Origin of the sequence: Shigella sp. FC1544, assembly GCF_001722145.1 — a bacterium.
Lineage (GTDB): Bacteria > Pseudomonadota > Gammaproteobacteria > Enterobacterales > Enterobacteriaceae > Escherichia > Escherichia coli.
The window spans coordinates 1-647 of record NZ_MECT01000390.1 but is presented as its reverse complement, the minus strand read 5'-3'; the positions used below and the strand labels follow the sequence as shown (position 1 = coordinate 647).

General features: G+C 52.6%; 2 pseudogenes. One reads left to right on the top strand and one right to left on the bottom strand.

What is annotated here, in order from left to right:
* Positions 1-109: 109 nt before the first annotated feature.
* A pseudogene (locus BGK49_RS17005) lies at positions 110-320 on the top strand (transposase); the annotation flags it as partial.
* Positions 321-347: 27 nt separating this feature from the next.
* On the opposite strand, the pseudogene BGK49_RS17000 reads toward BGK49_RS17005, so the two are convergent.
* Positions 348-647, bottom strand: a pseudogene (locus BGK49_RS17000) (IS1-like element IS1X2 family transposase); the annotation flags it as partial.

The window sequence follows — 647 nt, the reverse complement described above, 5'->3', positions numbered from 1 at the left end:
AAGCCAAGGGCTACCGCAACCGGGAGCGCTTTAAGCTGGGAGTGATGTTCCACTATGGGAAACTGAATATGGCGTTCTAAGCCTTCCCACCATGATCGGGGAAGACCCAGATATGAACAGGCACATTCAGAGTTACTTTAAAGAGCTTACTGAACGTCTGAGGTGTTAGAGCCATGACTGCCGCAGCATTGCTGGCGGAAATGCCTGAATCGAGCAGCCTCTCGAGACGTGAAATCAGCGCACTTGTCGGTGTTGCTCAGGTAAACCGGGACTCGGGAACTCTGCGCGGTCGACGAACCATTTTCGGTGATTGTGCTGGGGAAGAACAGCTCGGTAATGACTCCAACTTACTGATAGTGTTTTATGTTCAGATAATGCCCGATGACCTTGTCATGCAGCTCCACCGATTTTGAGAACGACAGTGACTTCCGTCCCAGCCTTGCCAGATGTTGTCTCAGATTCAGATTATGTCGCTCAATGCGCTGAGTGTAACGCTTGCTGATAACGTGCAGCTTTCCCTTCAGGCGTGATTCATACAGCGGCCAGCCATCCGTCATCCATACCACGACCTCAAAGGCCGACAGCAGGCTCAGAAGACGCTCCAGTGTGGCCAGAGTGCGTTCACCGAAGACGTGCGCCACAACCGT